This window comes from Vibrio sp. MED222 (assembly GCF_000153005.1).
Lineage (GTDB): Bacteria > Pseudomonadota > Gammaproteobacteria > Enterobacterales > Vibrionaceae > Vibrio > Vibrio tasmaniensis_A.
Map to the genome: position 1 here is coordinate 268,380 of NZ_CH902611.1, position 9,915 is coordinate 278,294.

Annotated in this window: 9 protein-coding genes and 1 pseudogene; 6 read left to right on the forward strand and 4 right to left on the reverse strand. The window is 44.9% G+C overall.

Annotation, left to right across the window (positions count from 1 at the left end):
* The first annotated feature begins 127 nt into the window (after nucleotides 1-127).
* Entirely contained in the window at nucleotides 128-1,495 is a 1,368-nt protein-coding gene (gene hflX, locus MED222_RS01905) for a GTPase HflX (protein ID WP_009848500.1), read from the forward strand.
* Between the two features lie 95 nt (nucleotides 1,496-1,590).
* On the opposite strand, the gene minE is transcribed toward hflX, so the two are convergent.
* Genes minE through minC form a run of 3 tightly spaced genes read right to left on the reverse strand, consistent with a single transcriptional unit; the run spans nucleotide 1,591 to nucleotide 3,358 of the window.
* Nucleotides 1,591-1,854 carry a cell division topological specificity factor MinE gene (minE, locus tag MED222_RS01900; RefSeq protein WP_009848499.1) on the reverse strand — a complete coding sequence of 88 codons (264 nt, stop codon included), beginning with the start codon at nucleotides 1,852-1,854 and terminating at the stop codon, nucleotides 1,591-1,593.
* Between the two features lie 6 nt (nucleotides 1,855-1,860).
* Entirely contained in the window at nucleotides 1,861-2,673 is an 813-nt protein-coding gene (minD, locus tag MED222_RS01895; RefSeq protein ID WP_009848498.1) for a septum site-determining protein MinD, read from the reverse strand.
* A gap of 22 nt (nucleotides 2,674-2,695) precedes the next feature.
* Nucleotides 2,696-3,358: a septum site-determining protein MinC gene (gene minC / locus MED222_RS01890; protein WP_009848497.1), complete on the reverse strand. Its 663-nt coding sequence runs from the start codon at nucleotides 3,356-3,358 to the stop codon at nucleotides 2,696-2,698.
* Between the two features lie 219 nt (nucleotides 3,359-3,577).
* On the opposite strand from minC, the gene MED222_RS01885 reads away from it, so the two are divergent.
* From MED222_RS01885 to MED222_RS01865, 5 genes are all read left to right on the forward strand, one after another.
* Complete coding sequence (locus MED222_RS01885) at nucleotides 3,578-3,868, forward strand: YcgL domain-containing protein (RefSeq protein ID WP_009848496.1); 291 nt, start codon at nucleotides 3,578-3,580, stop codon at nucleotides 3,866-3,868.
* Nucleotides 3,869-3,898: 30 nt separating this feature from the next.
* On the forward strand, nucleotides 3,899-4,897 hold the full coding sequence (locus MED222_RS01880; RefSeq protein ID WP_009848495.1) for a lytic murein transglycosylase: 999 nt from the start codon (nucleotides 3,899-3,901) through the stop codon (nucleotides 4,895-4,897).
* 188 nt (nucleotides 4,898-5,085) lie between these two features.
* Nucleotides 5,086-6,006, forward strand: coding sequence for a LysR family transcriptional regulator (locus MED222_RS01875; RefSeq protein WP_009848494.1), 921 nt, complete (start codon nucleotides 5,086-5,088; stop codon nucleotides 6,004-6,006).
* A gap of 205 nt (nucleotides 6,007-6,211) precedes the next feature.
* Nucleotides 6,212-7,411: a NupC/NupG family nucleoside CNT transporter gene (locus MED222_RS01870; protein ID WP_009848493.1), complete on the forward strand. Its 1,200-nt coding sequence runs from the start codon at nucleotides 6,212-6,214 to the stop codon at nucleotides 7,409-7,411.
* A 185-nt stretch (nucleotides 7,412-7,596) separates the two neighbouring features.
* Nucleotides 7,597-9,411, forward strand: a complete 1,815-nt coding sequence (locus MED222_RS01865; RefSeq protein ID WP_009848492.1) for a cation:proton antiporter — start codon at nucleotides 7,597-7,599, stop codon at nucleotides 9,409-9,411.
* Nucleotides 9,412-9,582: 171 nt separating this feature from the next.
* On the opposite strand, the pseudogene MED222_RS01860 reads toward MED222_RS01865, so the two are convergent.
* Nucleotides 9,583-9,915 (reverse strand): annotated as a pseudogene (locus MED222_RS01860) (bifunctional methylenetetrahydrofolate dehydrogenase/methenyltetrahydrofolate cyclohydrolase); the annotation flags it as partial.

Consider the following 9,915-nt stretch of genomic DNA (forward strand, 5'->3'; position numbering starts at 1 on the left):
GCTTCTACTGCAATAATATCGTGATTTAGTATCCCTTAGCTCTATAAAGCTGACGTAGAAACGCGTAGGATCACACTACTTTAGACCAGAAACTAGGCTGCACCTTGGTGCATAAACAGAAGAATACATGAAACTAACAGCAAAACCAGCGGCGAATAACGCTTTACTTATTTCTATTACGACACCGGATTTTAAAGGTGACGAAGCAAAAGAGTCTCTTGCCGAACTTGCTCGCTTAGTGACAACCCTAGGGTTTAAAGTCGTCGGTACGCAATCGCAACACCACAGTTCATCTCAAAGACAGAATGTGCTGGGTGCCGGTAAGCTTGCTGAAATTGCACACCTAACTGGTTATCAAGGCTCTATTGAAGAAGCAGAAGATGAAGATTTTATTGATGAGTCGTTTGATTTTAGTTCTGAAATCGATGAGCTAGATTTTGATGATCTTCCAACGGGCAACTTCCAATACGGTGCCGCTGATGTTGTGGTATTTGACTGTGATTTAAGTCCATCTCAAATGCGTACTGTTGAGGCGAGTTTGGGTGTGGAAGTATTTGACCGTACTGGCATCATCATCGAAATCTTCAGCCGCCACGCTCGTACTCGTACTGCTCGTCTGCAAGTTGATATCGCTCGTCTAAACTACTTAGTGCCACGACTTCGTGAAACGGCTGAGGGCGATAAAGAACGCCAAATGGGTCAGGGCGCCGGTGAAACTTCACTAGAGCTAGACCGTCGTAACGTACGTGACCAAATTGCTGCGCTTAAGCGTGAGCTAGTAAGCGTACAAGATGAAATGAAGACCCGACGCACAAGGCGCGCGGAGCTTTTCACTGTTGCTTTAGTTGGCTACACCAATGCCGGTAAGTCTTCGATGATGCGTGCAATGACCGCAACCGAAGTGGTCGGTGAAGATAAACTGTTCGCAACGCTAGATACGACGGTTCGTGCGCTTCAGCCGATTACTCAACCGCGTATTCTGGTTTCAGATACAGTGGGTTTCATCAAGAAATTGCCACACGATCTGGTTGCATCATTCCACTCAACGCTAGCAGAAGCGCATGATGCTTCATTGCTGCTTTATGTGGTTGATGCTTCTGACGTTTCATTCCGCGCACAACTTGATGTGGTACACGACGTATTAGCTCAAGTGGGTGTAGAAGGCAGCGAGAAACTATTAGTTCTGAATAAGTGCGATAGATTGACTGAAGAGCAGCAATTAGAGCTGATCGAAGAATTCCCAGATGCGATGCTAACGTCGACTCGAGATCCGCTAGATATCACGAAACTGCACAAGTACATCGTTGGTGTTGCTGAAGAAGGCATGATCGAAGAAGAGATCACCATCCCTTATTCAGGACAAGGCATCATCGGAGAGATTCGCTCAAACATGAGTGTGGTTAAAGAAGAGTACGATTACGAGTGCATTAAGTTGACCGTTCGCTCTAGTGAAATTGACTTAGCTCGACTGAAAAAGCGTATGCAGAATTCTTAATATTTTATAGCGTTTAGACACAAGTTAAAATACCAAAAAAGAGAGCCTAGGCTCTCTTTTTTATTGAATCGTGATAAGCACCGCTCGAGCTCTGCTTATCGGTCTTCTTCTGGAAGTTTGACGTTCAGCTCTAATACTGAGATGTCGTCATCTTTGTGTTCGAAAGTCAGATCAACCATTGATGGATCGACGTCAACGTACTTCGCAATACACTTCAAGATGTCTTCTTTTAGTTGCGGCAGATAAGACGGCGCTGGGTCGTCATGGCTGCGTCGCTCGGCAACAATGATCTGCAAACGCTCTTTAGCTAGGTTTGCGGTTGTCTTTTTTTGTGGTCTAAAAAACTCTAGTAATGACATTGCGAATTAGCCCCCGAACAGTCTTTTGAAGATGCCTTTCTTCTGTTCCGTTAAGAAACGGAAGTCCACTTGGCTACCCAGTAGTCGTTCTACAGTATCATTGTAAGCCATACCTGCATCGGTTGCTTCGTCAAAAATAACTGGAACACCTTTGTTCGACGCGTTCAGTACTGCTTGGCTCTCTGGGATGACACCCAGTAGAGAGATGTGAAGAATCTCTTCAACGTCTTCCACACTTAGCATCTCACCTTGAGTTACACGTGCTGGGTTGTAGCGAGTCAGTAAAAGGTGCGTTTTCACTGGTTCTAAGCCATCTTCTGAGCGACGAGATTTAGAATCAAGAATACCGAGAATACGGTCTGAATCGCGTACAGAAGAAACTTCTGGGTTAGTCGTAACAATCGCTTCATCAGCAAAGTAAAGCGCCATCAGAGCGCCTTGCTCGATACCTGCAGGAGAATCACAGATGATGAAATCAAAGCCCATTTCATCTAGTTCATCAAATACACGACGAACACCATCTTTTGTTAGTGCATCTTTATCACGAGTTTGAGAAGCCGGAAGAATGAATAGATTCTCTGTGCGCTTGTCTTTGATCATCGCTTGGTTCAGTGTCGCTTCGCCATTGATAACGTTAACGAAGTCGTACACAACACGACGCTCACAACCCATGATTAAATCTAGGTTACGCAGACCGATATCAAAGTCGATAACTGCGGTTTTCTTCCCTTTTAAAGCTAAGCCTGAGGCAATAGCTGCACTGGAGGTCGTTTTGCCTACCCCGCCTTTACCTGACGTTACAACGATAATGCGTGCCATTTTGTTTTCCTTTTTATTTCTCTTATATTGCGAGGACATCAACGTGTAATACATCGTTTGCCATACTGAACATGGTTTTCTTCTGCCAGTACTCGCTTTCAATTTGATCGCTGAGCCAGTAATTTCCAGCAATGGAAACCAGCTCGGCTTGTAAATCATTACAAATTATTTTTGCTTCAGTTTGACCACTCGCGCCTGCAATCGCACGACCGCGTAAAGTACCATGGATATGGATGCTGCCATCGGCTATGACTTCTGCGCCAGCACTCACATGGCTGAGGATCAATAGATCGCCATCTTTTGCATACACTTGCTGACCAGAACGAATAGGCGTTCTCACCACTTTTATCGGAGCCATCTTCGCTGGAGCTTGAGAAGGCGATTTACTGGCTGTCATCACTGCAAAACCAGCTTCTTTCGCTAGGTTCTGCATACGTTTATCCGAACAACCAGCCACACCTACTGGGATCATGCCCGCTTGAGATATACCCTCTTTCAGTTGCACAAAATCGATATCACCCGCGACTTTGCTAATATTGATAACAACAGGCGCAGCAGCGAAAAAAGTGGGAGCTTGGTTTACTTTTTCTTGAAGAAAAGACACCGCATTTTCGACTTGATCATCGGATAAGTGCAAAACAGATAGCGTAAAACTGCTACCTTTTAGATCTGGATTACTAGACATCGAAAACTACAGGACCTCAATAGCGGATTGGTACAATTTCTTTATCAATAAAATAAAGGGCGTTGCCTGAAACTTGGTTTATCATGTTATATTCCCAAACCAAGCACAGCAAGTAATCTTGTTGTCAAATGAACGTTTTGTTCCCAATATTTCCCTTAACATAAACTATTGATCTCGTAAGTGAGAGTTTTGTAGTCATAAACAATAAAAAGGTTTGTCATGCTGTGTTCTATATATAAAAGTTCAAAGAAAGAAGGAACATACCTTTATATCCCTAAGAAGGATGATTTCTCACAAGTTCCTGACGCATTGATGCAAATGTTTGGTAAACCTAGTTTTGTAATGGTAATTAAAATGGATGGCCGTAAACTGGCGCAAGTGAACATCGATAAAGTGAGAGAATCACTGAACACCGATGGTTTCTTTTTGCAGGTTCCGCCACCACCGGTTAATGAACTTGAACTTCATAAAGAGCGTAAAGCTCAGCAAAACGTTCAAGACGAAGAGTGATAGCTACCTTAATTCAGGGAGGAGTGATCGTTGAGTAAATTTTCGAAAACCATATTGGCTGTGTCGGCATTACTATTGGGTAATAGCCTGACGATTGGTTCAGTTCAGGCTGAAGAGCTGAGCTTTGAGCAATATGTAGAGAAACTAAAGCAGCAAGGCCGTGCAGAAGGCATCTCTGAAACGATCATTGATCAGGCCTTTGATGGTGTGACGTTTAAGCCAAGAGCGGTGAAAGCCGATAAGAATCAACCTGAGAAAAAACTGACTCTGGATGAATACATTCCACGCGCGGTTCCAGATTGGAAAGTGAAGCAGGCGAGATCGCTTTATAAGAAGCATTATTCAGCGTTGAAGCGCATTGGTGATGAATATGGTGTTCAACCAAGATTCATTGTCGCGCTATGGGGTGTTGAGAGTAACTTTGGTAAGTTCACGGGTAACTACAGTGTTATTGATGCTCTCACAACTATGGCCTATGAAGGACGTAGAGAAGCCTTCTTCCGTAGCGAAGCGATGGCGGCGTTGAAGATTCTTGATCAAGGCCATATTGCACCACAAGAGATGAAAGGCTCTTGGGCTGGTGCGATGGGACAACCTCAGTTTATGCCAAGCTCATTCTTAGCTTATGCCGCTGACGGTAACGGCGATGGCAAGAAAGATATTTGGGGTACTGAAGAAGATGTATTTGCTTCAGCGGCGAATTATCTCAGCCAATCGGGTTGGGATGACAAATATACTTGGGGCCGTCAGGTTCACGTACCGTCGACTGTGTCTATTGAAATGCAAGGCCGAGGCGAAGACAAAGCGAAATACTTAAAAGAGTGGTCTGAACTCGGTATTAAGCGCTTTGACGATCGCCCACTACCAACGCTTGATGAAGATATTAAAGCTTGGCTAATTATGCCAGACGATGAAACTGGCCGTTCTTACCTCATTTACAACAACTACAATGTGTTAATGAAGTGGAATCGTTCTTACTACTTTGCGTTGGCAGTTAGCCACCTAGCAGACAGAATTAAGTTTGATTAATCGACCTAATTTGATTAATGGCCTTAATTTGGTTATTAGAGCTAATTTGGTTAACAGATTTAGGTCGCTTTGAATAGCATTTGGCCTACCATAGGCAGAACGAACTAAAGGACTCTTCGGAGTCCTTTTTCTTTTATATTTCAGAGATTTTTAAAGGTGGCCTTGTGCTAACAGATAGAGCCGCACAGATGGTGATATTCCATGCGTTAATCAAGCATGAAGGCTTTACCAGTGCAGCAAAAAGTTTGAATGTGTCGGTGTCTCACATCAGTAAGCAAGTTGCTTTGCTCGAGGATTCGATAGGTATCAAGCTGGTGCAAAGAACCACACGCAGCCTGACACTAACTGAAGCAGGGGAAGTGTTCTATCAGCATTGTGAGCAGCTGTTCAATACGGTGAAAGCGGCTCAAATGGATATGGATAGCCAGCGTGACGACATTTCTGGAATATTCCGCATAGGCTTGTCTCAGTCATTTGGCACACTGCATATCATTCCAGCGATTGATCAGCTCAGACAGCTCTATCCGCAGCTGAGAATTGAAGTGCATTTGTTCGATTACAAAGTGGATATGATTGAGGAGCGCTTGGATCTTTGGATCACCAATAATGAAGACCTGCCAGAAGGTTATATAGCGCAGCGTTTAGCCGACAGCCAATTTGTGGTAGCCGCATCACCGGATTATCTGATTAAAGCTGGCACTCCTCATGTGCCATCTGATCTGATTGACCATAATTGTCTTATCTATCGCAGCCGTGAACGAGACTACACGTCATGGGCGTTTGATAACGGGCAAGAAAACCTCAGTGTCAAAGTGGCGGGCGATTACTCGGTGGATTTAGCTGAAGCGGTACGAGACGCAGCTGTATCTGGGTGGGGTGTTGCTTATTTGGCGACTTATTTAGTCAAAGAGGAGTTTAGAACAGGCAAGTTAATCCAAGTATTACCAGAATGGAGAGCCAGTCAGTTGATGCCATTCTATGCCGTCTATCCGAGTCGAAAGAACATGCCAAAGAAGCTTTCAGCAGTGATTGAGTTCATCAAACAGCATGTTGGTTCGCCGACGTATTGGGACAAAAACCTCAAAACTTGCGTTGAGCTGCATCGTTAATTGTTTCCTAATTCATAAATATAATTTCCATATGGAAAAAGTATGCTTTTTGAACAAGTTAATCCATTAAAATTCAATGCTTTAATCTAACCTTGGGCAAGTTGCTGATAATCCCAACATCACATTAACAACCGCACCTTGCCGCAAACGATTTCCTCTATACAATGCGTCGCCTTTCCTACCTACAACTTTTAGGTTGACGCATATGGCTTCCCTACTTGGAATTATCACTATTTTAGTAGCCGCTTGGTTACTATCTACGGACAGAAAAAATATCCCGCTAAGAACTGTCTCTTTGGCTTTCTTACTGCAAATCTCATTCGCGCTATTGGTTCTTTATGTGCCAATGGGTAAAGAAGCGCTGAATGCAGCTACTGGTGCGGTGTCTAGCTTGATCAACTACGGTCAAGAGGGGATTAACTTCCTATTCGGTGGCCTAACGAATAACGGATTTGTTTTCGCTATTAACGTTCTCGGCATCATTATCTTTTTCTCTGCATTGATTTCAGGTTTGTATCACATCGGCTTTATGCCAAAGGTGATCAACATAATCGGCGGTGCTTTGCAGAAGTTTCTAGGCACAGGTCGTGCGGAGTCACTATCTGCAACGGCAAACATTTTTGTTGGCATGATCGAAGCGCCATTGGTGGTTAAGCCTTACCTAAAACATATGACGGACTCACAACTGTTTGCTGTGATGGTATGTGGTTTGGCTTCTGTTGCTGGCGGCACGCTAGTGGGTTATGCATCGCTGGGTGTTGACCTAAACTATCTGATCGCTGCGGCATTTATGTCGGCACCAGCCGGTCTATTGATGGCTAAAATCTTAGTACCAGGCAGCCCAGAGGATGTTCAAGAAAATATTGAGTCTGGTGTAGAGATTCCACGAGCAACAAACGTAGTTGAGGCAATGGCAGATGGGGCTATGTCTGGACTTCGTATTGCCGTTGCGGTGGGTGCGACACTTCTAGCCTTTATCAGTGTGATTGCGATGCTGAATGGCTTGTTAGGTATTGTTGGTGGCTGGTTTGGCGTAAACCTAAGCTTCGAACTTATCCTAGGTTATGTGTTCGCACCCGTTGCATGGCTGATCGGTGTACCGTGGTCTGAAGCTGTGGTTGCAGGTTCGCTGATCGGTAATAAGATTGTTGTGAACGAATTTGTAGCTTTCATCCAGTTAATGGACGTAAAAGATGCACTGAGTGAGCACTCAAAAGCGATCGTTACTTTTGCACTATGTGGTTTTGCTAACATCTCTACCATGGCGATTCTGATTGGTGGTTTGGGTAGCTTAGTTCCAGAGCGTCGCTCTTTCATCTCACAATATGGCTTCAAAGCGATTTGTGCGGGTGTGCTTGCCAACTTAATGAGCGCTGCGATCGCTGGCGTGGTGCTTTCTCTGTAGCTAGATGATAAGTACAGAGTGGATGAGTCAGTCACTTTATTTCCCCTATAGTAAAGTGACTGATTAATCACACTAATATTCGGTTAGCATGAAAAAGAGAGCCTATAGTTTAATGACATAGGCTTTCTTGTTTCAGCAAATAGGTTTGTATCACAAGGTGTGGTGCAAATTTTTTAGGGGCACAAATGGATTTGTCGATTACTTCTTCTTTGGCGTTAATTGGACTGCTGTCTTTAACGTGTCAATTGTTAGGCTGGCGCTTACGTCTTCCAGCTATTCTTCCTCTTCTTATTGTCGGCCTACTTTTAGGTCCCGGTCTTAACATCCTTAATCCCGATGCCATTTTTGGTGACGTGCTATTTCCGCTGATTTCATTAGGTGTCGCCATCATTTTGTTTGAAGGTGCATTGACCCTGAATTTCAAGGAAATAAGAGGTCATGGTCGCATGGTGACGCACCTAGTGAGTATCGGCATGTTGATTACATGGGCGTGCATTGTCGTTGGTGCTTATTACTTTGTGGACTTCAGTTGGCCATTAGCCGCGCTGTTTGCTGCCTTAGTGGTGGTGACGGGTCCAACCGTTATTGTTCCCATGCTGCGCAGCATTCAGCCCAAATCTTCGTTAGGGAGTATCTTGCGCTGGGAGGGGATAGTGATTGATCCGATTGGCGCCCTGTTTGCTGTTCTTGTTTACGAATACATTGTCTCTTCAGCCGATCCTACCAGCCATGTACTGTCGGCCTTGGGGCTGACTCTAGCCATCGGTTTAGGCTTAGGGATCATCGGCGGCTATTTGATTGCCAAGATGCTGAAAGGGCATTGGGTTCCGCACTATTTGCGTAACGTGGCTGTTCTAACGTTGATGTTGGCGGCGTTCTCTTTTTCTAATGATCTGAGTGAAGAGTCTGGCCTATTAACCGTGACCATCATGGGTATCTGGCTCGCCAACGTGAAAGGGTTGGATCTTGAAGATATTATAGAGTTCAAAGAGACCCTAACCGTGTTACTCATTTCCGCCTTGTTTATCTTACTGGCGAGTCGACTCGATTCTGGGACTTTCCTCTCGATAGGTTGGGGCGGAATTGGCTTATTAGCGGTCGTCATGCTGGTGGCTCGTCCTCTGAGTGTGTGGATCAGCGGGATCGGCACGGATCTTACCTCAGCAGATAAATGGTTTTTGAGCTGGATGGCGCCTCGCGGGATCGTTGCTGCCGCAGTTTCTTCTCTGTTTGCTATCAAACTTCAAGAGAAGCAATTGATTGAAGGGGCTGATTTACTGGTTCCCATGGTGTTCTTGGTCATCATAGGCACGGTTGTGATTCAGAGCCTAACCGCGAGTTGGTGGGCGAGAAGGTTGGGTGTGACTCAAGAGAAGGCACAAGGGGTTATCTTCTTTGGTGCGACTCATTTTTCACGCCAGTTTGCCAAAGTGCTGGCGACACACAACATCAACAGTGTACTTGCCGATACCAACTGGGAGAGCATTCGCTTAGCGCGTATGGATAATCTGAATGTTTATTTTGGTAACCCAGCCTCAAATCACGCGGAAAATAATCTGGAATTGGATGGGATAGGGCGCGCCATGATCGTCTCGCCTTATCGTCAAACCAACCCATTAGTCAGTATGCATTATCAAGATGAGTTTGGTGAAAACAAGGTGTTTGAGCTTGAATCGACAGAAACTAAACACGAAAGGCATTCAGTGAGTCGAGATGGCAACAGAAGTCTGTTTTCGGAAGGAATTACCTATTCCAAGCTTAACTCCTTGATGGCTCAAGGCTGCCAAGTAAAGAGTACAGGTTTGACCGAAGCGTTTGACCTTAATGAGTTTAACGCCCTGTATCCTAAAGCGATTCCACTCGGTGTGATTACTGGCGGTGATTTCCGTTTAGTGACACAAGGTTCTGATTTGGAAAAACTGGTATCAACGGAGTGTGCGATCATTAGTTTATCGCCGCCTTCTGAACAGACGGAAAAAGTCGAGATATCAGATAAGTAGCAACGAGCACTGCATCAAAAGCGAGTTGCCCTGATTCAAAAACGAATAGCTAAGTATCAAAAAAGCCGCAACGTTTTCACGCTGCGGCTTTCTAATTTTGCTCTAGCTTGTTTTACTCTAGGGCGAGGCAATTCATGCCAACGGTATTACTATCGAAGCTGTCATTGCGGACTATTTCGAGTGAAACTGCTCACAAGCAATCATTGTGTTCTCAATTAGGCTTGCTACAGTCATTGGACCAACACCACCCGGAACTGGTGTGATGAAGCTTGCGCTCTCTTTCGCGACATCGTATTCAACGTCGCCAACGAGTTTGCCAGATTCCAAACGGTTGATGCCTACATCGACCACAACAGCCCCTTTCTTAATCCAAGCACCAGGAATGAAGTTAGGCTTACCAACGGCTACCACAACAACATCTGCTTGACGTACATGACCCTCAAGGTCTTTGGTGAAGCGGTGACATGTTGTCGTCGTACAACCGGCTAGAAGAAGCTCTAACGT